Raw genomic sequence first — 21,233 nt, 5'->3', positions numbered from 1 at the left:
CTAATTTTCTGACCAAACATAGAAAACTAGATTTCAGCTTTTCTCGAGCTCCATGACCGCCAAACCACCCATGTGCTGATCCCATAGAGCAGTGCGCTCATATAAAACAAGGCATCAATGGTCAGCCAATCTATCAAATAGCCTCCAATAACCACCGCGAATCCGGAAGCAACAGACGTCCAGAAATGATAGGCCCCCATGGAAATCCCACGTGCGCCCTGTTCAGTGTAGTCAGCAAGCAGAATGCGTTCACTCATTTTTTGCATGGCGCTGCAAGCTCCCATCACAATTTGAAGGAACAATACCCATCCATACGAAAACACCCAGGGGAAAGCAATCATTGCAGCCATCATTCCCAGAGAACTCGCAACGAGAATGGTAGCTGCATTCCGATCAATCCGGGAAGCAAGCCACTGGGAAACAACAGCCGAGCTTAAGGTAAAAACAGCAAACGCCAAGCCATATTTGGAATAGCTGTTGCCGAGGTTTTTCAAGAACAATAAGTAATACGGATAAATCATCCCGGCCGCCAAAGTTACGATACTCTGCGAGCGGATCAGCCATTTTATATTCAAAGCTTATTCCCCCTGTATTGTTCATAAAAATAATTCATAAATAAATGCTCCGGATCCACCTGATCCTTCTTTTCAAAAAACTCCTTATTCCGTGGATAAACAGCTTGAAACTGCTCAAGACTCGGATAAGCTGCATAAGGCAGATAGTAGGTTCCATGAGAACGAATGACTTCATCCAGGATTCGCTGAATCCCGCGTTTCACCGCGATTTGACTTTGATCATTCAGCGGAACATTGAACAAACAGACCAGTGCAAACATATCCTCCCTCGCATAGGAAAGTGCGGCTTCCTGATCCTGGTTCACATAGCGAACAGAAATGTTTAACAGATTTAAATCTTCTTCACTAAGCACCTTCCTGATATCTTGAATAAAAGCGGCAAACTCATCAACGGGTATAAAATATTCCTGCAGCAGGTCATTTTTTCCGGCATCCCGGTAATCCATAAAATCCGATTCTGAGCGCATCACATTGTTGCGGCTAATTTGAGTATTTTGCTGGTTGTCGAAGTACGTCTTTTGAAGCTTCCAGAACACATTTTTCCCCCAATCCGATGCACGGTTGAGCTGGAATAGCAGCTTGCTCGGGATCACCCAGCTTTCATGAGTGCTTAATCGATTATGTTCACTCAGCGAAATCGATGGGTCCAGAGTATAATTGATCGCATACATTTCGGTGAGAAAGCTGCCTGGTGCAACGGAAATACGGGCGATATGCATGTGGATATCCGGGTTGGATTTCACCTTACTCTTGAAATAACGGCTATATTCGTCGTAGGGCATCGCATCTATCGTCACCTTATACATTTCATCATCCGTCAACTGTAGAGTTACATCCAAAATAACCCCAAACAACCCATACCCTCCAAGAACAAACGGAAACAAATCCGCGTTTTCTGTTCGGCTCACGTTGATAATTTGGCCGTCGGCGGTCAGCAGCCTAAATGAATCAACGCTCTTGATCAACGAACCATTGCGTATATCTCTGCCATGGGCGTTAATGCTGATCGAGCCGCCGACTGTAAATATATTTTGCGATTGCATCGTTTTAATCGATAACCCATAGGGATTAATCTTGTCCTGTATGTCTTTCCACGTTGCTCCGGCCTGGACGCGAATCTTTTTCTCCTCCGGTTGAAAAGACAAGATCCGATTATAGTGCGTCATGTCGAGAACGATGCCGTCTTTATAGTAGGTATGACCGCCCTGGCTGTGTCTTTGCCCCGCGATGGAAACCGTCAGCTTCTTCTCTTTGGCTTCTTTTAGCAGCTGAACCAACTGCTCTTCTTCCCTGCCTACCGCCACCCGCTCCACCTTCACAGGATGCAAACGGCTATAATCAGTCACCAAAAACGGATCTTGATCCGCGGAATTATTTTTCAAATAGCTCAGCGAGATCAGTACAATCAGCAAACCTAAGGCCATTCCCTTTTTCATCGACATCTCCTGTTTCTGTTAATAATTATTATTCATGTTTCGCCCCTCTCCCATAAGGGTAAAATGATAAGGTAAATCCTGTATGAAGCATACAAATCCCAATAAAAGGAGAGATTCATAATGGCTAGCATCGAAACAGAAAACAAGCAATTAGTGCCTCCTCAGCATCAGAATCGCCAGCCCGGTTTGGAAAGCGAAATGAAGCCCAAGCCTATAGCTATAGATCGAACATATAAGGGCAGTGACAAATTAATGGGTAAAACAGCGATGATTACCGGAGGCGACAGCGGAATTGGACGAGCTGCAACCATCTGTTATGCAATCGAAGGCGCTCGTGTGGCCATTGTGTATTTGAATGAGCATGAAGACGCAAAGGAAACGAAGCGCTTGGTGGAAGAGCAAGGGGGAGAGTGCTTGCTCATTGCCGGCGATATAGGCGAAGAGTTATTCTGCATCGAGGCGGTTAAACAAACAGTCGAAAAGTTTGGAAGCCTGGACATCCTGGTGAATAATGCAGCTGAACAGCATCCGCAGGAATCCATTATGGATATCACGCAGGAGCAGCTGGAAAAACGTTCCGTACGAACATTTTCTCCATGTTCTACCTCACCAAGGCAGCCATTCCTCACTTGAAGGAAGGCTCGACCATCATCAATACTACGTCGATAACCGCATACAAAGGCAGCCCGCAGCTGCTCGATTACTCGTCCACAAAAGGAGCGATTGTCTCCTTTACAAGATCCTTGTCGCAGAACCTGATCGACAAAGGAATTCGCGTCAATGCGGTATGCCAGGCCCCATCTGGACTCCACTGATTCCATCCACCTTCGATGAGAAGCGTACTTCCGAGCATGGAGCCAACTCGCCCATGAAGCGCCCCGGCCAACCGGAGGAACTGGGTCCATCTTATGTGTTCCTGGCATCCGACGACTCGTCTTACATGTCCGGCCAAGTACTTCATCTGAATGGCGGGGAAATCGTCAACGGTTGAGCTCCCCTCAGACGAAGGATCCATAGGTCGAATCGCGGAACTTCTCTTTCCATGGGGCAATGGCCAGCAGCTCCTCATAGATTTCTTCCGCTTTTGTTATGCAGATGGATTGCACAATTTTTGAATATTCGATACATCCTGACTTGTCGATATAGGTGAGCCAAGCTTCTTTATTTTCAATTAATTCGTCGAGCCGGATCCGGCCTTGATAAAATGGTTTGAGCAGCGGAAATGAAGTGTCTTCGGATTCGAGTAAATATAGGATGGGGAGGGTACACTTTTTGAGGAACAAATCACTCTTATTATCAATCTCGTTCAGATCGTTCATGTCATTCTGGATTTGATGGATAAGACCTGCATAATCAGCCAGTGCATCAATGTGCTCAATAGTCTGTGGCGATACATCCAAAGAAGCATAGCCCATATAACAAGCAAGCCTGATTATTGAACCCGATTTTTCCTGCACCATAATCAGATAGTCGTCCACGGTTTCAATGCTGTTGCTAATATCCTTTTGCTGTCCGTTAATGGACCTGGAAATGATCTTGCTGATCTCTTTGTTCAGACGCCTCGTATGATTTCCCTGCAGCAGCTCCAGCTCTCCAAAGAAACTGATCAAAAACGCTAAAACAGCATTCAGCGTATACGCGGGTTCGCATTGCATCCAAGGCTTGTTCTCTTGATCTTGGTCCTGTAAATCATCCACAATATCCTGTACCAGCATGATCAATTCTGTTGCCGCCGCAATGCGGTCTATTTGGGGAGAATTGCCCCCCAGCATGAAATGAGTGCATCTCGTGATAGTGGACCACGGACTTTTCTCTTGGGATTTCTCTTGTATAAACAGCTTGATCAGCTTATTTAAATCCTTGGCATCTATGTGTTCATCCACTATAGCATGCATGTGTTCAATAATGGTGTTCTCCAACCCCTGCTCCTCCACAATCAAGATAAGTAATACTTGCTTTGAATGAATTTTTCCACAGCGCTTATCCTTGATGGCACTCCTAATTTTTCATAGATTTTTTTCAAATAATTATCTACCGTTCGTCTGCTCATGTGAATTTGATCGGCGATTTGCTCAATAGTGGATCCTTTTACCATCAGGGACATGATCAAAATTTCTTCCTGCTGAAGCGGGATTTCCTTTCCTTTAACCGGTTCGTTAATATGCGTTTGATGAAAAAATCCGATAGGCAGCATCGTATGATTGTCCAATATACAATTCACCATATTATGAATCGTTCTAACACTCGCTTCTTTGGAAAGAATTCCGCTTACTTTCAAATCTATGAACTTATTATACAACTCGGTTGTATCCACTCCGGTAAAAATGACGATATGCACATCTGGATAAGCGTCTTTGATTTCCTTAGCTATCTGGGTTCCTAATTGATCCGGCAATGTATAATCCAGGAAAACCAATTGCGGCTGATGATTGCTCATCAATTCCATACACTGTTTCCCCGTTGATGCAATACCAATGACATTAATTCCATCGATCTTGTCCAATAGCTCTTTTGTAGCTAAAGCGATCAATGGATGATCTTCTACAACAAGTGCCTTCATCGTTTCACTCATATGGCTTTCACCTCTTTCAAAGGTATTGAAATCAAGATTCGCACCCCTTTGTTTACCTGTGAATTCAGCTCCATGTTCCCATTCAAATGCAAAACACGGCTTCTCATTTGTTCCAACCCAATTCTCGATGCGCCAATCTCTCTCAAGCTGTCCTCTTTCTGGGCGAATCCAATTCCATCATCTTCATAAGATATAAGGAAGAATCCGTCTTCCATGAACATTTTAAAAATGACCTTGGACGCCTCTGAATGCTTTTTCGCGTTATTCAGCAGCTCCTGTACCATTCTGAAAATATGCCTTTTGGTAATCAAATCTTTATGTTCAATGGCAGTAACTCGATCCGCCGTGAATTCAATTGTAAAAGCAGAGTCGAATCGTTCTTTTTCCAGCAGCTTTTGCACCGTCTGAATCAAACCGATTTCTTGCAATAAATAGGGATTTAACTCAAAACAGCTTTGGCGCAGGCTCGTATTGATCAATTCCACAAAATTAATAATATTATGTAGAGTCTCCTTGTCTTCCGGGCTCATGACGTACTTCTCCAATAAAGAAACAAATCTTCGTTTTAAGAAAAACAAATCCTGCATCGTTGTATCATGAAGATCAGCAGCGATGCGTCTGCGCTCTTCCTCCTGTAACTCAAACATCAGCTTCCGGAACCATTGAATATCCTGAGCTGCTTGCTCATCAGGCAGATGAGAGGCCAAATGCTGCAATCTGGAGGTCAGTTTGCGAATCAAATGAACATTTTCCAGGCTGACCGCCAAGTAGGAAATCATGATATTCAGCCATTGCAGTTCTTCCTTGCCTAGCAGTGTATTCGTTTTTTTCCGGGTCATGATGAGATAGCTGGTGTAGTCCTCATGACTGTTAATCTCTATGCAGGTGTACAAAGGGTGGTGAAAGAGGGACGAGGAATTAAGCAAGCTTTTAATCTCCGACTCATTGATCTCTCCTTGGTTTATAAAATCCATATCACCGCCATAATGAATGACCACGGCTCCTCCCTTCACTTCAAGTGTGTTTACGATATCCACCAGAATGATATCCCGCAGCTCTCGAAAGCTGGAAATGGAGCCGAGATTCCTGGAAATTTTCTTGAGTGCGGAGTGAAGTACATGTTTTCTTGGGAAGAGGAACCTTTCAAATTTCGTTGTAAAGTACTCCATAGAATAAAGCACTAATGAAATGATGATAACCAAAAAGAAGAAGATAAATAGGATATGCTTTGCATCTGCCTCTTCTGGAAATATAGCTGCATAAGCAGCCATAAATAAAGCACAAGGTACAATGGTGAGCACAGCGGTGGAAATTACACGCCTTACTACCATACCGATATCGTAAAGCTGATTGGAAGCCAGCAAGTAGGCAAAGGAAATAGGGAAAAATAGGATCAATAAGCTGGTGTATTGATCATCCATAATATAATTCCCAAAAATTAATCGGGGAACAAAGGATAAAACAATTGCTGGCATAAACGATATAAATAGTGAGAACCACACACTTTTAATTATAGTGGATATATAAGACTTCTCCTTGCGATACTTGAAAAAAAGAACCGTTAGAGTAATGATATTAAATAAAAATCCGACAACAAAGAACGATAATGTCACACTCCCATCGAATTGATAGATGTAATAAGCTAACGAAGGCATGAAATAGAACAATCTTATTCCAAAAGCAAGAATTAATACTACATAAAGAGGTTTTATAATTTTTAAAGGAAGGGCTATATCCCCTTTTTCCTTGAAAAAATTCACTAAAAAATGATAAAAAATAATAGGTAAAGCCATCATTAAACTCGATATTAAAATTTTCCCGAGAATATCTCCCCTAGAAGCAGCACTTAGACTAGTCCAAATGATATCACCTGTCAAAAACACAAATGACAGCATTCTGGCTGATTGTGAGCTTGGCATCTTTATGAAAAGTAATAGTGCCACGGACAGAGAGAATAGCCCAGAAAAAAGAGATATGAACCCATATTTGATTCCCGTATCACCTTTTATTATTGTTATCTCACTCTCTATTCCATTACGGGATATCACCAATTGTCGTGCTTTTTCGATAGATCTCCATTTATTAATGGTCTCAAATTCATCTGGATTTTTACCATCTACTTGCTTGACTATATCGCCCACTTTTAAATCTTGCTGACTTCCTACTCCCCTATGGTCTAATTCTTTTATTACCCATTCCTGCTGCTGATTAGGCTGCAAAAAAATACCCATATATGGAAACCGCAAAAATAAAGTGGCGCTCCAAATCTGTAAACCAACTAAAATAATGACAATAAATAAAAACAAAAAATTTTTTTTCATTTTATCCCCCAAAAATACTTTTTTTTTGGTATGCTGTCGATATATATAATAAAGGAGGTGAGTCTCATTCATACAATTCAATTATCCAACCAGTTACATAATATCGTTGCTTCACTGAAAAGTTCAAATGAATTTGATTTAAATTCTACTTCTGTATCAAAAATTGAATTTCAAGCCATTAAGAAAATTTTTCTTCAGACAGAAAAAAAAATAAGCGTAGCTTTATCTGGTGGTTGGAATTAATTCAAAAAGGTATTTCTTTATTTTACCAAACCAAGTAAGGCTTGTATATTAGCTATGCTAATTATACAAGCCTTTCTTTTGTCTTCCAAGTCAAGTACAAAACTAAAATGTATATTCAAAAAGACAAAATCAGAAATTTTTTTTACATGCACCGAACCTTTTTCAAAATGATTGCGTCTAAATCAAAGAGGTGAGAGTATGGAGAATACCGGAGTTCATGTATTTGATTATTTGAAGTATGTTTCCGAGACAACTGACCAAAAAGCGATTCTTCGCGATTTGATGGAGGCTTACGGCAATGATGTATGGAATTATGCGTTCAGTATTTGCCGCAATAGGGATTTAGCGGATGACATCACACAAGATGCCTTCCTGAAAGTTTACCGTAATTTGACGACATTCCGCGGCGAAGCTTCGGTCAAAACCTGGCTGCTCACCATTACCCGTAATGCGGCTTATGACTATATGCGCAAGGCTTTTTGGCGCAGGGTGACTCTGGTTGGTTTTATCAGCAGCTCCGGTACCTATCAATCCGCTGAGTGTGAAGCGATGGAAAATCTCTATGCCAGTGACATATGGAAAAAAGTGATGTCTCTTCCGCCGAAGTATCGGGAGATTCTGATTTTGCACGCTCACTACCAATTGAAAACCAAGGAAATGGCCGCCATTTTGAATATATCGGAGGGAACCGTGAAATCAAGATTGCATCATGCCCGGCTTAAGGTGCTTCAATTGAAGGAGTGTGAAGCGTGTGAGCAAACCTGATCCCGATGAATTGGACCCCGAGCTTACTAACGACCCTTTACATAAAAAAGGTTTTAACGATGAACTGCAGCGTAAAATTGAGCAAGCCGTTGATAAGGATACTCATGTTCGCCATCGAATGAGGCCAGCATTCCTTATTGCTGCAACAGCAATGGCAGCGGCTGCATTGATATTTTTCCCATGGGGTTTGTTACAGCACCAAAGTAAGGCATCGACAGCTAAAACAACATTGATAGCAGAAGATACTAAAGCAACCATCTCTTCTCCTCCTCCCATCAGCTCCGCTTTGCTGATTGGATTCCGCACGGATCATGAAGAAAAAGATTCTAGCCGTGTACTTAGTACAATCCAATACAGCTCCTATCGAACAATGCTTATTGCTCCGGAGCGGGGTGAATTGCAGAAAACAGCCGAGGGAACTGGGATTCTGATGCCGTATAAGCGTGATTTTTGGAAAATAGATTCCCTCACTCACAAAACCAACCACGATGAATATCATTATTTATCAGCTCATCTTGCGGAACAGTCCGTCAAGCCACAAAGCTTTCCGGACGACCCGCAGGAGGAAATTCATCATGTGGAAACCTTGGTTTTCGCGGGAAATCAGTATTTGTCTGTTGCAGAATCCGAGGAAGCCTGGGCAGGGAACGCTCCTTCCCGCAATGATCGGATTTGGGTAAGAACACTGCCGCAGCTCACCGCAGGACGAAATCTTGATTTTGCAACCAATAAAGTGGATAAACGCCATGTTTCCTTATCCGATGTTTTCGGCTCTGGACTTACCGGAATTCTTGACAATTTAGTCAGCTACAGAAAATCAGAAACCAGGATAACGGAAATTACCGGAGAAAGCTGGACCATCTCCAGAGTAGCCGGACAGTGGGTGCCAAAGGTCGCTGAAACCATTGCCCCCAAAGTTTCTTTTCAGGACAGATATACGCTGCATGATTTTCCCAAAGCTTTACCGCAAAAAGTTGTATCTTATGACACACTCTGCTGTAGTTGGCCCAATATTCAAAGCAATTGGCCTCAAGCAACGGATGCTTTGTCCTCGCCGATGAATGATATCATCGCTATTTTTGAAGAGGGAAAGCTGAAGTTTTTCCCAGTTGGCCAAGCTTCTGGAGGCAAGCCCTTATTGACCATAGACCTGCTCCCCGGCGAGAAATTGGTAATGGCACAGTGGGCTACGGATCATTATGTTCAAGAATGGATCGATAAGGTGAATAAATATTTAGCCCCTTAAATAAAAAAAAGCCATTTTCCCACCCTAATGGGGTGTGAAAAAGGCTTTTTTAATGGTTTTACCAACCCATTCGCTTGCGCAGACTGGTAATATGAGCGATATGATGATTGCCATGCCAAGCGTAATTGCCGACATTCCAATCCAGCCTTTTGCTGCCGGATTCGGGATGAATAAAGCTGCGAGATAACATCTCGCGATTTAACGAACGCAGCAGCAGCATCCAGCGGCCGTGAAGTGCTTCAAGCAGCATCAGAGAAAGCTCTACCGGTGCTGTTTTTGCATCTTCAAGTTCGCTCCATCGCTCCTCGTAATAAGGACGAATCGTCGGCTCATCCTCGGTCAACGCCAACCTGAAGCGCGTATAGCTATTGATATGGCTGTCCGCTATATGATGCACGACCTGACGAACCGTCCAGCCTCCAGGACGATAAGGAGTATCGAGCTGCGTTTCCGTTAATCCGGCGACGGCTGCTCTCAGCCTGCTTGGTGCCGTCTCGATGTCCTGCATCCAGAGCTGAAGCTCTTGATCGGATATGCTGCCCTCATGCGCAAATGTTCCAATTGGATATCTGAATTCTTCCATGCAATCTTACCCTCCCTCCCAAAGAGCCATCTCACCTTAGCGAGACAGCTCCTTGTTAATTACTTCTATGCTATGCTTTCTTCATAATATCATGATCCACATAACGCTCACCATTGATTTCACTAATGAGGTTAATGGCCACTTTGGCACCGTCACCTGCAGTTATAATGGTGTGCATGCTTACACCGGCTACCGTTCCAGCTGCCCAAATGCCGGCAATATTGGTTTTGCCGCTGCCATCCACTTCCAGTACGGTTTTGATTCTAGGCTCTGTACCGTCTTTGGTTTTGAGACCAATCTTCTCTGCCAATTCCACGGACATGCCAGTCGCTACTATCACGTATTTGGCTTCAAACGTTCTGCCTTCTTCGGTTTCAATCTTAAAGCCATCACCGTTTTTCACGATGTTGACGGCTTTGTTTTGGACTAGCTCCGCCCCGAACTTTGCCGCTTGCTTCTTCCCGATATCTACTAGATCAGGCCCGCTGATTTCAGAAGCTCCATAGTGATTTTCGATCCAAGCCCTCTTGGTTACACTTTGATCACTATCCAGCACCAATGTTTTCTTACCGGCTTTTGCAGTAAAAAGCGCTGCGCTGGCCCCTGCTGGACCTGCTCCGATTACAGCTATATCAAACATTAACATAGCACTCCCTTCAATTTGGTTTCGCTTTTATTATGAACTAAAAACTTGGCAGTATCAAATTCAAACGAATCGGATATGATGTGGGTAGAGTCTGCTGCGGATGTTGTTTTACTGATTAAAATTGTGTTATAATAAAATTGTTGGCATATATGAAGACCTGAATTCACATATTATAAAGGGTTATCAGACGCATAATGATTACTCTTTGTAATGTGTGAATTTTTGCTTAAGTGTAAGTTCAACACACAAATTATTTTTGGAGGTTTTTGAAGATGGAAACAGGTACAGTGAAATGGTTTAATGCAGAAAAAGGATTTGGTTTTATCGAAGTTGAAGGCGGTAAAGACGTATTCGTACATTTTAGCGCAATCACCGGTGAAGGCTTTAAGTCTTTGGACGAAGGCCAACGCGTTCAATTTAACATTGTTCAAGGCAACCGCGGACCGCAAGCTGAGAACGTAGTAAAACTGTAGTTTTCAGCAGGAAAGAGAACTGTCCGGCCGGGCAGTTCTTTTTCCTTTCAGGCCCACCTTTATCCTTCTCGGTGGATATAAATATTGGTTCTTCTTTCAACGCTGTCGGCATATACTAACGAAGTCGGTTTTCCTTATGGAAAATCTAAGGAGGGGTTCGAATGTATTTCTCGAAAAAAAATATGGAAGCCGTCCCTGAAGAACAAACCTCCGTCTGGATGTGCAGTACGGAAAATTGCACGTGCTGGATGAGGGAAAATTTTTCTTTTGAGGAAAGCCCGATTTGCCCTATATGTAAATCCGTGATGGTGCGTGAAATGAAGATGCTGCCCAATCTGACCAACACGAATAAAAAAGAACACAAATAATATTTCTATTTACGTTGGGCAAATATGGAACAAGCACTGACTCATTACTGCAGTCAGTGCTTGTTTTTTGTGCTTCTTTTATTCTTGGCTTTCCAGCCTGGGATGCACCATGTCTTCCGGTTTTACATAAGCGTCAAATTCCTCTGCTGTGAGCAATCCGCTTCGAACGGCCGCTTCTTTGAGAGTGATTTCTTCTTTGTACGCAAGCTTTGCAATAGTTGCCGAATTTTCATACCCGATATACGGATTAAGGGCAGTAACAAGCATGAGCGATTGTTCCAGATTGCGGCGGATGACCTCCCGGTTGGGTTCGATCCCAATGGCGCAATTGTCGTTGAAGGAGCGGATCGCATCGCTCAGCAGCCGAACGGACTGGAGAAAATTATAGGCAATCACAGGCTTGCACACATTCAGTTCAAAATTCCCTTGGCTCGCCGCGAATCCAATGACCGCGTCATTACCCAGAACCTGACAGGCGACCATGATCATCGCCTCGCATTGGGTTGGATTTATCTTGCCGGGCATGATCGAGCTTCCGGGCTCATTGGCCGGAATAAGGATTTCCCCAATCCCGCTGCGCGGACCGCTGGCCAGCCAACGCACATCATTCGCAAGCTTCATCAGATCCGCTGCAAGCGCCTTGATGGCGCCATGAACAAAAACCATCTGATCATGGCTGGTAAGCGCATGAAATTTATTGTCCGATGAGACAAAAACTCTGCCTGTCTCACGACTTATTGCAGCCGCTGCAGCTTGTCCAAATTGCGGATGCGCATTCAGCCCTGTACCTACAGCCGTGCCTCCAATGGCAAGCTCTTTCATGAACGTTACGCTGCTGATGATCATCTGAGAGCTTTTCTCCAGCATCGCCCGCCAGCCACTGATCTCTTGGCCCAAGGTCAAAGGAGTCGCATCCTGCAGATGGGTACGCCCTATTTTGACAATATCGTTAAAGGCTTCGCTCTTCTGAAGTAAAGTACCATTCAGCTCTTCGATGGCTGGCAGCAGATGATCTTCAACCGCAAGAACACCGGCAATATGCATGGCTGTGGGAAACGTATCGTTTGAGCTTTGGGAATGGTTCACATCATCATTCGGATGAATGCGAAGCTTATTCTCTCCTTCCACTTCCAGCATCTGATTGCTCCTGTAAGCAATCACCTCATTCACATTCATATTGGTCTGTGTCCCGCTGCCAGTTTGCCAAACGACCAACGGGAAGTGCTCATCCCATCGACCGCTTCTAATTTCTTCCGCGGCTTTGGCAATGACTTCGCCTTTTCTCGGGTCCAGCTCACCCAGCTCCACATTCGCTCCAGCAGCAGCCTTTTTCAATACAGCCATGGCCCTAACGAGCTCCAGCGGCATTGTCTCGGTTCCGATTTTGAAATTATCGCGGCTTCTTTGGGTCTGAGCCCCCCATATTTTATCCGCGTGAACTAAAACTTCCCCAAAAGTATCATGTTCTGTTCTATAATGCATAGTAGTAAGACTCCTTTCCTGGTTTTAGCTTAAGCCATCAATAGGAACTACATACCCCGGAGGCAGACAATGGAAACAGCTCTCACTATTATCGTCCGATCGACCGAAATTGATGTCAATGGGCATGTGAATAATGCCAAATATTTGGAATATCTGGAATGGGGACGCGAAGAATGGTATGAGCAGGCCAAGCTGACCTATGAGGCTTTTGGGGCCATGGGCATTCAAACCGTAACCGTGAACATCAACATCAATTATAAAAAGGAATGCAAGCAAGGCGATATGTTAAGGATAACGTGCGTCCCCGAAAAAAAGGGCCGATCCAGCTACGTGCTGAAGCAGGAGATCTATAATCAACGGGATGAATTGTGTGCAGATGCCTTAGTGACGTGCGTAACCATGGATAGCTTGGCTCGTAAGAGCCGGGAAATGCCGGAGGAGCTTGGAAGCTTGTTTGGCGGATAAGATGTGGACAACTCTAACCCTGCAGCGTCACCAGCTTCAAAATAACCAAGTTCATAAGCTTGGCTGGATTTTTAATTTGTTCTTCATAGGGTTTTAAGGTTAACTTAAGTGTACATAGTTATTCTATTAGTAGACCCCCTTTTAAATACAGCCCTGCGGCATTAATCGCCGCAGGGCTGGCTTATTTCTAGCGATTTTCGCATTACTTTTTCAAGTTTAATTGTTCTCCTTGTTCATATATATAAAATATAGAAATACATAAATTATATATTATACTTATGATTATATATATCATTTACAATTTGATCTGAAAGTAAGAATGTGAACATCTATGGTTGTAGGGAAAGGGGATGTTGTAGTCAATGACTTTTGTTAACGGAATTGTATCAGCAGTCAGTTTGAGCTCAACTCATTCGTTTAGCAAAATAAATCAGGAGAGCATCACACTCCTAACAGGATTAGGCGTAGAGGGAGATGCACATTCGGGCAAGTCGGTGAAACATCGTTCACGGGTGGCAGTTGACCCAACTCAATCTAATTTGAGACAGGTCCATCTTATTCACTCAGAATTACTTGACGAACTAAAGTTAGAAGGGTTCACTGTGTCCGCTGGGCAGATGGGCGAGAATATGACTACACGAGGTATAGATTTACTGAAGCTTCCAAGAGGAACGAAGTTGTTTCTTGGTGGGTCTGCGGTCGTTGAAGTAACAGGGTTAAGAAATCCCTGCAATCAACTGAACGATTTTCAACCAGGATTGATGTCTGCGGTGTTAGAACACGACGAATATGGTAATCTGATTCGTAAAGCTGGAATCATGGGCATCGTATTAGTTGGTGGCGAAGTGAGGGCAGGTGACTCGATTAGAGTCGTTCTTCCTGTTGAACCATATCATCCGCTTGAACGGGTTTGAAAATATACATTTAAATTAACGGAAAAACGTTAGTTATGAAGACCGAACTTCTATTGCGGTCTTTTTTTATCGCATAAATCAACACTAAATATTAACAGAACATTTGGAATAAGGGGTGCGATTGTCACAGTTAGCGTAGGAGCTTTTGCCGGAAGGGGCAGAGGACGCCTGGTTGAGGAATTAATATCCAAAGGTAGTGGCATACTGTACACAGAGAATGAAGGAGGTGATGTTACAATGGCAGGTAACCAGAACCAAAATGACAAGCAAACTGATGTGGTACAGCATGCATTAAATGCGGCTCAAGCCAGTGCTGAATCAAGTGAAGAGAAGGAAAAGGTAGATGAGCTGTCTTCCCAGCTTGGCAGCAGCGCCACCAACTCAACTACCAATGCAGAGGACACAGCTTCCGAATAAACCACAAGATCTGACCAGATTGTTTATTTGCCCAATAAGATAGTCAATTTCGGAGATTCGAATTTTTATACTTAAAAAGACTGTGGAAGGTGTGTCCCACTTTCTGCAGTCCTATAAACAAACGCACACTTGTCTGGCAAAGGAACCTTTCTTCACTGTACATCGATCCATGATCATAAAACCGGACAGCTCCAAGGCGGAATCAATTTCTTCGGTCGAGACCACTACAGCTAGGCGGGACAGCCTGCGAGCCGCAATCAGCATGTCCAATTGGTCCTCCGAGGGCAATACAGAGCAAAGATTATAGGGAAGATCCAGTATCAGCACATCATAGGCTCCTTCGATCTTACGGATATCTCCCAAGTTAACCACATTCGGCAAGCCAAAGTGGGCCAAGTTCACTCTGGCTCCGCGCACAGCCAGCGGATTAAGATCATAGCCCACGATATCCATGTCCATGGATAACGCTTCAATCAATACCGTGCCGATGCCGCAGCAAGGGTCAATCGCCTGGATCCCCTGCGGATCCGGGACCGCGATATTCGCAACCGCCCGGGCCACCCGCGTGCTGAGCGCGGTGGAATAATGCTGCGGCTTCTCATTATGGTGAAGCCAGATCGCTTCGCTCTTCGTCAGCGCGCCAAATACCCAGCGGCTTCCAAGCTTCGCGATACCGAACTGGCGCTGCGGTGTGCGCATCTCGGCCCGACCGCGAATATGCAGCCCTATTTCGCGTTCAATAGCACGCTGCTCGGAGTAATCCACAGAGCTATCGCACTCGACAAATACAATCTTGAAGGTGTTCCCCTCCAAATTCAGCTGTTTTACCCATTCGGCTATATCCCGCCGATTGCCTCCTTCAACCATAACCGCTAAGCGCATCTTAATAAAAGGACTTCGACTTGGTTCTATAGCTTTCGAGCTCTCTACAAAAGATGCACTCGGAGCTTTGCCGAACAAGCGGCGAAGCTCCAGTTCACACAAGGGTCTTTCATCTTCATGACATATATAGGTATAAACATAGCTCTGTATATGCTCTCTCACCGCTGGTCCACCTCTTACCTGATTCCCACCATCTGCAAACAAAAAACGGCTGGAGTCTGTCAGTCTCCGAACCGTTTTGGGTCTAGCTATATTATAATCCTTACGCTTATTTTTTAGAAAGATATTTACGGATATCGAAAGCTACTGCAGCTACAATAATCAAGCCCTTGATAATCAGCTGCCAATACGGATTCACCCCGATAAAGGTCAAGCCGTAGTTGATGACTCCAAAGATCAGTACACCGGCTAGCACCCCCGGCACCGTGCCTACACCGCCTGCTGTGGATACACCGCCGACTACACAAGCAGCGATCGCATCAAGCTCATACATATTGCCATAGTTATTCGTAGCTCCGCCTGTCCTTGCGGATTCAAGCACCCCGGCAAGACCGTATAAGGCGCCAGCTGCTGCATAAATAAAGATTAAGTTGCGGGTCACGTTGATCCCGGAGACAACTGCCGCCTGTACGTTGCCGCCGATGGCATACATGTTTTTGCCGAAACGGGTTTTATTAAAGATGACCCAAACAATAATCGCGATCACGATGGCTATAATGACAATATAGGGGACAGAGTAAGGCCCGCTGGGACCTATATAACCTGAGCCCAAATTCTTAAAATCATTTCTTAAGCCGGCAATTGGCTGTGATTGATTCGGAGGCAAATCAAAATAAATCGAGTTAGCCCCATAAACAATAACCATCGTACCTAAAGTGGAAATAAAGGGCGGCACACTGAATTTTGCTACGATAAACCCATTGAGCAATCCAACTATAAGACCTGCCAGGATTGCGATAAGAATAGGCAATATTAAAGGCAAATGTGGCAAATCCGGAAAAAACCTTCTGGCATAATCCTCTGTCTGCAGCATCGAAGCGGATAAGACCGCCGTCAATCCGACTACGCGGCCTGCCGATAAGTCAACACCGCCGGTAATTAAGACGAAGGCTGCTCCGAGCGCGATAATTGCTCTTGTAGAGGATTGAAGCAAGATATCACGAAATGTAGTGATCGACAAGAACCGAGGATCGGAAACGGCAATCGCTGCAATCAGGACAATAAGAACAATATAGATGGCATTTTGTGAAATAAAACTTCTAACTCTTGCTGAATTTAAAGTGTCCATATCCTGTACCCCCTTATTATGCCATTTGCTGAGCAGCTAGGCGCATAATTTCTTCTTCTGTTGCAGTCTTACCCTCAATGATGCCGGACAGGTGTCCTTCCCTCATGACCAATATGCGATCAGACATGCCCAGCAGCTCCGGCATTTCGGAGGAAATCATGATGATGCTTTTGCCCTGCTTGGCGAGCTCTGCGATGATGGTATAGATTTCGAACTTGGCCCCGACATCGATTCCGCGAGTCGGCTCATCCAGCATCAAGATATCAGGCTCTGTAAGCAGCCATCTGGCGAGCAGAACCTTCTGTTGATTCCCGCCCGAAAGATTCTTGATAAGCGTGCGAATCGACGGTGTTTTGACACGAAGCTGCTCTACGCTTCGCTCAGCAGCCTTCCTTCGTTTGGATTCATCGAGCAGAAGAAAAGAAGACTGGTAGCGCTCTTGATTCGCAACGACCGTATTCTCCAAGATCGACAAAACCGGGAAAATGCCCGTGGCGCGGCGCTCTTCGGTTAACAGCGCGATTTTGTGCTTTTTGGCGTCAATCGGCGACTTAATCCGCACCGGCTTCCCGTTGATCGAGATTTGTCCCGATCGCACACGTCTTAAGCCGAACAAGGCTTCGATCAGCTCGGTCCGCTGGGAACCGACAAGTCCGCCTACCCCCAAAATTTCTCCCTTGCGAAGCTGAAAGGATATATCCTGAAACGATTTTGCCTCGATGGAGCTCATGCCGTCAACCTTCATGATCACATCTCCCGGCGTGTTGAAGCGTTCCGGGAATCTTTGCGTTAAATCCCTGCCGACCATCTTGGAAATGATGGTATCCGTTGTTAATTCGGCGGCTGGCCAGGTTCCGATGTGCTTACCGTCCCGCATAATGGTCACTTCATCGGAGATGCGGAGGATTTCCTCCATTTTGTGCGATATATAAATAACCGCTACACCACGGCTCTTAAGTTCACGAATAATGGTAAACAATTGCTCGACTTCAGTTCCTGTCAGGGAAGACGTAGGCTCATCCATCACGATGACCTTGGATTGAAAAGACACCGCTTTGGCGATTTCAATGGATTGAATCTTGGAAACAGATAAAGTTCTCACGATCGTATTCGGCTTCAGATCGATATCCAGCTCTTTAAAAAGGTTCTCCGTATCCTTGTACATCTTCTTCTCATCCACCAGCTTGAAAGGCCCAAAGCCTTTGAGAGGAAAGCGACCAAGCCAAATATTTTCCATCACATTGCGAAAAGGCACCGGGTGAAGCTCTTGATGGATCATGGAAATCCGATGATTAATGGCATCCTTGGAATTGGTGATTTCCACCTTTTGTCCATCTATGATAATCTCGCCTTCATCCGGTTTATAAATCCCGAACAGACATTTCATCAGTGTGGATTTGCCTGCTCCGTTTTCACCCATAAGAGCATGAACCGTTCCTGGACGCACCTTGAGCGTGACATTATCGAGTGCTTTAACGCCCGGAAACTCCTTGGAAATATGATTCATTTCAAGAAAAAATGGATGGTCTGCCATCCGGAACACCCCCTTGCATACTCATAAAGTGAAGGGCAACGTAGGTTTACATTGCCCCTCACTTCTTTTAGATTATTTATTATTTAGCGTCATTCATATTATCTTTGGTGATTTTCTTGTAAGGAACCCAAACATATTTGCCGTCTACGATATCATATCCGGAGTTTTGTTTGTTTGGAGTTTGTCCTTGAGCCAATACATTAGCCAGGTTAAGTGTTGCTGCTCCTTGGTTCTTCGCATCGTTCAGAACAGTTCCAAGTAAACTTCCATCTTCCAGCGCTTTCAGAGCTGGAGCCGTTGCATCAACGCCTACAACCGGAATGTATTTCTTGGGGTCTCCTTTGTTATAGCCTGCAGCTTTCAATGCTTCGATAGCACCCAGTGCCATGTCATCGTTGTTAGCAAGAACAGCTTCGATTTTGTCGCCATTAGCTGCTAGGAAAGCCTGCATTTTCTCCTGACCTTTTACACGATCCCACATAGCTGTATCTTCAGCAAGCTTTTGCACTTTGATGCCTGCATCTTCGATAGCTTTGATCGAGAACTTCGTGCGAAGCTCGGCATCTTGATGTCCTGGCTCGCCTTTAAGCATAACATACTGCAGTATGCCATCTTTATTCTTATCCATTTCCGGATGTGCTTTCCAGTAGTCAACCAGCAATTGTCCCGAAATCGTGCCGGACTCTTCCGCTTTGGCGCCTACATAATAAACTTTATCCCATTTCTTCATATCATCGGCCAGCGGCTCGCGGTTGAAGAATACGACCGGAATGTTAGCTGCTTTGGCTTTATCCACAATTACCCCGGCTGCTGTACGGTCAACGGCATTAATGGCTAATGCGTTTACTTTTTTGGTGATGAAAAGATCCACTTTATCGTTTTGCGTAGGCTGGGAGTTTTGGCTGTCAACCATATCCACAGTAGCTTTACCTTCCGCTGCCGCTGTGATCGCGTTACGAACTCCAGTCATGAACGTGTCATCAAATTTGTAAATCGCAACACCGATGGTCGGTTTCCCTTTGGCAGGTGCGGTTGTAGCTCCCGCGCTTGCTGACGGGGCGGTACTGCCTCCAGTAGTTGGTGATTTGCTGGTGCCGCATCCAACCACGGCTGCCATCATCAAAGCGGCTAAAGGAATAGCCAAAAGCTGTTTTTTCATAAAATGAACCTCCCTGTTTTAAATAACATCTTTGCTGGAACATCCTTATTATCGTTCAATTGCTTTAAAAAACAAATGTAATATCCTCATGTGTTCTATAAAAATTCTCATGTATTTCTCAGATAACAAACCGGCCGATTAATTTTTTCAAATCCTCTGCCATCACATTCAATACACTCGCTGAGGATACGATCTCTTCCATACTGGAGAATTGCTCCTGTACGGTGCCCGATACCTCTCGTGTTCCGGCTGCGGTTTTACCAGCCACATCATCAATAGTGAGTATCAAGGCCGCGGCCATTTTTGATTTCATGGCAATCTCATTGGATTGGTCCGTGATCTGCTCCATTTGTCCGGCCACTTCATCAATAGCGCTTTGAATTCGTGCGAACGCTCCTCCTGCTTGATTGACTACTGTAATGCCCGTTCCCACTTCCTTGGTGCCTGCAACACTAGATACTGCCAATTCTTCCGTCTCTTCCTGGATGCTCCCGACGAGATGAGCTACCTCTTCCGCGGCAGCCGATGTTTGCAGGGAAAGCTTGCGCACCTCTTCCGCCACCACGGCAAAACCTTTGCCGGCTGCACCAGCTCTAGCAGCTTCAATTGAAGCGTTTAAAGCCAACATGTTGGTTTGTCTGGCGATATGTGCAATGACGTCTACGGTTTTTCCGATTTCTCCGGATCGGCTGCCTAATCGCTGCACGGCTGCCGCCAGTTCCTTCATCGTAAGATGGATCGAGCTCATTTGCTTGATGGAAATATCGATCGCCTCATGCCCTGCTGCCGCCGCTTCCAATGCATGCGAAGACTTTTGGTTTGCTGTCAACGTGACCATCATAATTTGATCCACGGTTGAAGTCATTTCTTCAATGAGGGCAACACCTTGATTCACACTATTCACCTGGCTATCAGTTCCAATAGATATTTCCTGCACAATACTGGTAATTTGCTCTATAGATTCGCTAACCCTTTCTGCATTGAAGCTGAGCTGCCCGGAAGCCTCGGAAACTTGTTCGGCGCTCTTGCCTACTTGGCTGATAATCATATGTAAGTTTGCTTTCATTTGGTTAAAAGCATTAGCCAGATCACGGAGCTCGTCACGATTGTTCACCTTGACATCAGCAACCGTTAAATCGCAAGCAGCAATTTGTTCCGCTGCACGCACCAAATCTTTCATAGGTCTCACGATGAGTCTCGAGAGAAGCCATCCCGTGGCTATCGCAAAGAGAAGTGCAGCAATACTTATCCAAATCAAGGATGTGATGGTGGTGGTGACAAGTTTATGGTTCTCAAGCAGCCTGAGTTCCATACTTGCCTTTTGATTCGTTTGAATTTTGACGGCGGCCTTCGTCAAGGTCTCTGTAGAAGGCACAGACCAAAGAAGCGCTTCTGTTTTTGCCAGTCCCGCCTCATTTTTGTTTACATATTCAGTTACCTTTTTAACCAATCGAGCGATAGTCGCATTGGAGTCTCCCATAGCTTGAATATCGGTTTGGTCCTCCGCACCCGTCCGCAAAACAGCCATATCTTGAATCTTTTTTTGCAGCTGTTCATTCACTGATATAAGCTGCTGCTCCTTTTCTTTGGAAGGATCCACGAGAAAACTGAACAATAAACTGCTCTGCTGCTGAGTGCTGCTTTCAATCTCGGAGGCTAGCAGAAGAATGGCCGAATCATTTTTCAAAAGGGCGGAGTAAGAAAGATCGATCCGCTTCAAAAAATAATAGGACAGCCCGCAGGTAACCCCGACAAGCAATGCAATGATGAGAAATGCACTAATGATTTTCCGGCTTAAGGTCCATTTCAAATGGTCCAACCCCTTAACTTGTAATCGCTTCCATATGTTGGCGGCAGAAGTCAT

General features: G+C 44.7%; 20 protein-coding genes and 1 pseudogene. 8 read left to right on the top strand and 13 right to left on the bottom strand.

What is annotated here, in order from left to right; genetic code table 11:
• Positions 1 to 26: 26 nt before the first annotated feature.
• Complete coding sequence (locus BLV33_RS20420) at positions 27 to 575, bottom strand: MFS transporter (protein WP_090795960.1); 549 nt, start codon at positions 573 to 575, stop codon at positions 27 to 29.
• Positions 572 to 2,011 (bottom strand): FAD-binding oxidoreductase, encoded by a 1,440-nt coding sequence (locus tag BLV33_RS20415; RefSeq protein WP_090795956.1) that lies wholly within the window; start codon positions 2,009 to 2,011, stop codon positions 572 to 574. Before BLV33_RS20415 ends, BLV33_RS20420 begins: the two co-directional genes overlap by 4 nt.
• Before the next feature lie 120 nt (positions 2,012 to 2,131).
• Here BLV33_RS20415 and BLV33_RS20410 point away from each other — a divergent pair.
• A pseudogene (locus BLV33_RS20410) lies at positions 2,132 to 3,002 on the top strand (SDR family oxidoreductase).
• A 7-nt stretch (positions 3,003 to 3,009) separates the two neighbouring features.
• Here BLV33_RS20410 and BLV33_RS20405 read toward each other — a convergent pair.
• Genes BLV33_RS20405 through BLV33_RS29450 form a run of 3 tightly spaced genes read right to left on the bottom strand, consistent with a single transcriptional unit; the run spans position 3,010 to position 6,004 of the window.
• The gene (locus tag BLV33_RS20405; RefSeq protein WP_090795951.1) at positions 3,010 to 3,930 is read right to left on the bottom strand and encodes a polyprenyl synthetase family protein; all 921 of its coding nucleotides are present in this window, start codon (positions 3,928 to 3,930) and stop codon (positions 3,010 to 3,012) included.
• A gap of 17 nt (positions 3,931 to 3,947) precedes the next feature.
• Positions 3,948 to 4,583, bottom strand: coding sequence for a response regulator transcription factor (locus BLV33_RS20400; protein WP_090795947.1), 636 nt, complete (start codon positions 4,581 to 4,583; stop codon positions 3,948 to 3,950).
• Positions 4,580 to 6,004 carry a sensor histidine kinase gene (locus BLV33_RS29450; RefSeq protein WP_171909223.1) on the bottom strand — a complete coding sequence of 475 codons (1,425 nt, stop codon included), beginning with the start codon at positions 6,002 to 6,004 and terminating at the stop codon, positions 4,580 to 4,582. The genes BLV33_RS20400 and BLV33_RS29450 overlap by 4 nt, the downstream gene beginning before the upstream one ends.
• Positions 6,005 to 7,345: 1,341 nt before the next feature.
• On the opposite strand from BLV33_RS29450, the gene BLV33_RS20390 reads away from it, so the two are divergent.
• The gene (locus BLV33_RS20390; RefSeq protein WP_090795940.1) at positions 7,346 to 7,912 is read left to right on the top strand and encodes an RNA polymerase sigma factor; all 567 of its coding nucleotides are present in this window, start codon (positions 7,346 to 7,348) and stop codon (positions 7,910 to 7,912) included.
• Positions 7,899 to 9,158 carry a hypothetical protein gene (locus BLV33_RS20385; protein ID WP_090795936.1) on the top strand — a complete coding sequence of 420 codons (1,260 nt, stop codon included), beginning with the start codon at positions 7,899 to 7,901 and terminating at the stop codon, positions 9,156 to 9,158. The genes BLV33_RS20390 and BLV33_RS20385 overlap by 14 nt, the downstream gene beginning before the upstream one ends.
• A 58-nt stretch (positions 9,159 to 9,216) precedes the next feature.
• Here BLV33_RS20385 and BLV33_RS20380 read toward each other — a convergent pair whose 3' ends face one another.
• Complete coding sequence (locus BLV33_RS20380; RefSeq protein ID WP_090795933.1) at positions 9,217 to 9,741, bottom strand: YfiT family bacillithiol transferase; 525 nt, start codon at positions 9,739 to 9,741, stop codon at positions 9,217 to 9,219.
• Positions 9,742 to 9,811: 70 nt separating this feature from the next.
• Positions 9,812 to 10,381 carry an FAD-dependent oxidoreductase gene (locus BLV33_RS20375; RefSeq protein ID WP_090795929.1) on the bottom strand — a complete coding sequence of 190 codons (570 nt, stop codon included), beginning with the start codon at positions 10,379 to 10,381 and terminating at the stop codon, positions 9,812 to 9,814.
• 278 nt (positions 10,382 to 10,659) lie between these two features.
• Here BLV33_RS20375 and BLV33_RS20370 point away from each other — a divergent pair, with 278 nt between their 5' ends.
• Together BLV33_RS20370 and BLV33_RS20365 are read left to right on the top strand one after the other, a co-directional pair.
• On the top strand, positions 10,660 to 10,860 hold the full coding sequence (locus tag BLV33_RS20370) for a cold-shock protein (protein ID WP_090795926.1): 201 nt from the start codon (positions 10,660 to 10,662) through the stop codon (positions 10,858 to 10,860).
• A 161-nt stretch (positions 10,861 to 11,021) separates the two neighbouring features.
• On the top strand, positions 11,022 to 11,228 hold the full coding sequence (locus tag BLV33_RS20365; protein WP_090795922.1) for a cold-shock protein: 207 nt from the start codon (positions 11,022 to 11,024) through the stop codon (positions 11,226 to 11,228).
• Positions 11,229 to 11,306: 78 nt separating this feature from the next.
• Here BLV33_RS20365 and fumC read toward each other — a convergent pair whose 3' ends face one another.
• On the bottom strand, positions 11,307 to 12,710 hold the full coding sequence (gene fumC, locus BLV33_RS20360) for a class II fumarate hydratase (RefSeq protein ID WP_090795918.1): 1,404 nt from the start codon (positions 12,708 to 12,710) through the stop codon (positions 11,307 to 11,309).
• Positions 12,711 to 12,779: 69 nt separating this feature from the next.
• Between fumC and BLV33_RS20355 the strand changes: the two genes are divergently transcribed.
• The 3 genes from BLV33_RS20355 (at position 12,780) to BLV33_RS20345 (ending at position 14,506) form a co-directional block, all read left to right on the top strand.
• Positions 12,780 to 13,175, top strand: coding sequence for an acyl-CoA thioesterase (locus tag BLV33_RS20355; protein ID WP_090795914.1), 396 nt, complete (start codon positions 12,780 to 12,782; stop codon positions 13,173 to 13,175).
• Between the two features lie 362 nt (positions 13,176 to 13,537).
• On the top strand, positions 13,538 to 14,089 hold the full coding sequence (locus BLV33_RS20350) for an MOSC domain-containing protein (protein WP_090795911.1): 552 nt from the start codon (positions 13,538 to 13,540) through the stop codon (positions 14,087 to 14,089).
• A 237-nt stretch (positions 14,090 to 14,326) separates the two neighbouring features.
• Positions 14,327 to 14,506: a hypothetical protein gene (locus tag BLV33_RS20345; protein WP_090795907.1), complete on the top strand. Its 180-nt coding sequence runs from the start codon at positions 14,327 to 14,329 to the stop codon at positions 14,504 to 14,506.
• Between the two features lie 111 nt (positions 14,507 to 14,617).
• Here the strand turns inward: BLV33_RS20345 and BLV33_RS20340 are convergent, their stop codons facing one another.
• From BLV33_RS20340 to BLV33_RS20320, 5 genes are all read right to left on the bottom strand, one after another.
• Complete coding sequence (locus tag BLV33_RS20340) at positions 14,618 to 15,550, bottom strand: TRM11 family SAM-dependent methyltransferase (protein WP_090795905.1); 933 nt, start codon at positions 15,548 to 15,550, stop codon at positions 14,618 to 14,620.
• Positions 15,551 to 15,656: 106 nt separating this feature from the next.
• On the bottom strand, positions 15,657 to 16,676 hold the full coding sequence (gene mglC / locus BLV33_RS20335; protein WP_090795902.1) for a galactose/methyl galactoside ABC transporter permease MglC: 1,020 nt from the start codon (positions 16,674 to 16,676) through the stop codon (positions 15,657 to 15,659).
• A gap of 16 nt (positions 16,677 to 16,692) precedes the next feature.
• On the bottom strand, positions 16,693 to 18,210 hold the full coding sequence (locus BLV33_RS20330) for a sugar ABC transporter ATP-binding protein (protein ID WP_090795898.1): 1,518 nt from the start codon (positions 18,208 to 18,210) through the stop codon (positions 16,693 to 16,695).
• A 79-nt stretch (positions 18,211 to 18,289) separates the two neighbouring features.
• Positions 18,290 to 19,369, bottom strand: a complete 1,080-nt coding sequence (locus tag BLV33_RS20325; RefSeq protein ID WP_090795895.1) for a galactose ABC transporter substrate-binding protein — start codon at positions 19,367 to 19,369, stop codon at positions 18,290 to 18,292.
• Between the two features lie 118 nt (positions 19,370 to 19,487).
• Positions 19,488 to 21,179 (bottom strand): methyl-accepting chemotaxis protein, encoded by a 1,692-nt coding sequence (locus tag BLV33_RS20320; RefSeq protein WP_171909222.1) that lies wholly within the window; start codon positions 21,177 to 21,179, stop codon positions 19,488 to 19,490.
• Between the last annotated feature and the right edge of the window lie 54 nt (positions 21,180 to 21,233).

Source organism: Paenibacillus sp. GP183 (genome assembly GCF_900104695.1).
GTDB lineage: Bacteria > Bacillota > Bacilli > Paenibacillales > NBRC-103111 > Paenibacillus_AI.
The sequence above is the reverse complement of the archived record's forward strand: the minus strand, read 5'-3'. Positions and strand labels throughout refer to the sequence as shown.

Excerpts from the sequence above, each read along its gene's own strand:
- BLV33_RS20415 (WP_090795956.1), bottom strand. The coding sequence starts at position 2,011 with ATGAAAAAGGGAATGGCCTTAGGTTTGCTGATTGTACTGATCTCGCTG.
- BLV33_RS20400 (WP_090795947.1), bottom strand. The coding sequence starts at position 4,583 with ATGAGTGAAACGATGAAGGCACTTGTTGTAGAAGATCATCCATTGATC.
- BLV33_RS29450 (WP_171909223.1), bottom strand. The coding sequence starts at position 6,004 with ATGGATGATCAATACACCAGCTTATTGATCCTATTTTTCCCTATTTCC.
- BLV33_RS20390 (WP_090795940.1), top strand. The coding sequence starts at position 7,346 with ATGGAGAATACCGGAGTTCATGTATTTGATTATTTGAAGTATGTTTCC.
- BLV33_RS20380 (WP_090795933.1), bottom strand. The coding sequence starts at position 9,741 with ATGGAAGAATTCAGATATCCAATTGGAACATTTGCGCATGAGGGCAGC.
- BLV33_RS20375 (WP_090795929.1), bottom strand. The coding sequence starts at position 10,381 with ATGTTTGATATAGCTGTAATCGGAGCAGGTCCAGCAGGGGCCAGCGCA.
- BLV33_RS20370 (WP_090795926.1), top strand. The coding sequence starts at position 10,660 with ATGGAAACAGGTACAGTGAAATGGTTTAATGCAGAAAAAGGATTTGGT.
- BLV33_RS20365 (WP_090795922.1), top strand. The coding sequence starts at position 11,022 with ATGTATTTCTCGAAAAAAAATATGGAAGCCGTCCCTGAAGAACAAACC.
- fumC (WP_090795918.1), bottom strand. The coding sequence starts at position 12,710 with ATGCATTATAGAACAGAACATGATACTTTTGGGGAAGTTTTAGTTCAC.
- BLV33_RS20355 (WP_090795914.1), top strand. The coding sequence starts at position 12,780 with ATGGAAACAGCTCTCACTATTATCGTCCGATCGACCGAAATTGATGTC.
- BLV33_RS20350 (WP_090795911.1), top strand. The coding sequence starts at position 13,538 with ATGACTTTTGTTAACGGAATTGTATCAGCAGTCAGTTTGAGCTCAACT.
- BLV33_RS20345 (WP_090795907.1), top strand. The coding sequence starts at position 14,327 with ATGGCAGGTAACCAGAACCAAAATGACAAGCAAACTGATGTGGTACAG.
- mglC (WP_090795902.1), bottom strand. The coding sequence starts at position 16,676 with ATGGACACTTTAAATTCAGCAAGAGTTAGAAGTTTTATTTCACAAAAT.
- BLV33_RS20330 (WP_090795898.1), bottom strand. The coding sequence starts at position 18,210 with ATGGCAGACCATCCATTTTTTCTTGAAATGAATCATATTTCCAAGGAG.
- BLV33_RS20325 (WP_090795895.1), bottom strand. The coding sequence starts at position 19,369 with ATGAAAAAACAGCTTTTGGCTATTCCTTTAGCCGCTTTGATGATGGCA.